The organism is Desemzia sp. FAM 23990 (assembly GCF_045528485.1).
Lineage (GTDB): Bacteria > Bacillota > Bacilli > Lactobacillales > Carnobacteriaceae > Desemzia.
Genome location: NZ_JBGQQW010000056.1, coordinates 1 through 992, shown reverse-complemented (window position 1 = coordinate 992; position 992 = coordinate 1). Strand labels below are relative to the sequence as shown.

The following is a 992-nucleotide window of genomic DNA, read 5'->3' as shown; positions in this document are numbered from 1 at the left end:
GAGGATGAAGAAAATGTATTGGAACTAGAAGAAGCCACGGAGTTGCCCGAAGGAAAAAAGGTGGACTATTTTTACGCCGAAGCGGATGGGGTTTTTGTACGTGGGACAGAAAAGAAAAAAAGCTTAGAAGTTCGTCATGCCATCCTTTACGAAGGCTGGGAGAAAAACGGAAAGCGCGTTTCTTTAAAAGAACCTAAAGCCATCATGACGACTAAAAAAACCGCTGGTTTTTGGGCAGAAGTCCAAGCTTTTACAGCGAATCATTATGCCTTACAGCAAGCTCAAATCATTACCAATAGTGACGGTGGACAAGGGTATACCGCAGACAAATTCCAAGAAGCTTTTTCTCAATCGAACTATCCTGTTTTAAATCAACTAGACTCTTATCATGTCTTCCAAGGCTTAAACCGCGCGTTTGGATCGCAAACTAACGTTTTTAAACAGCATGTCCGTCAAGCATTAAAAACGCATGATTTAGATGAATTAACTATTTGGTTGGATACGTATGAAAGTACATTAGACGAGACACCGGCAGTGGAAAAATTGAATACGTTCAGAACATACGTATTACGGAATTGGGATCGGATTTTCGACTGGCGTGAAAAAGCAGAACAAGTGCCGAAGGACGCAAGAGGTTTAGGCGCAATGGAGTCGAATCAACGGCATATTTCTTTTCGAATGAAAAAACGTGGGATGCATTGGAGCGCAGAAGGCTGTGAAGCTATGGTAAAAGTAAAACAAGGCATGTTCAATCACACCTTACGCGAAGCCTATCTTCATCAGCAAAATAGAAGTACTCGGCAACAACGCAAGTTGAAACAAACGGTTCGTTTATCGTCGTTATTGCATGAGAAAACACGGCAATCAGTTGGTGCAAAGAATGGGACGATTCCATTATATGCCTCTCATTCATCGGCAATAGGACAATTAATCAAAAGTTTTCGTTAATTCCTGTCTTTTGGGAGAAGGTTCCTGGTTTTAGGAACGTTCTT

The 992-nt window shown here is 41.5% G+C and carries 1 protein-coding gene; it reads left to right on the top strand.

Features of this window, described 5'->3' with window-relative positions; genetic code table 11:
• A partial coding sequence (locus tag ACEN4I_RS13360) for an ISLre2 family transposase (protein WP_407103307.1) occupies nucleotides 1-948 on the top strand: 948 nt, incomplete at its 5' end.
• Between the last annotated feature and the right edge of the window lie 44 nt (nucleotides 949-992).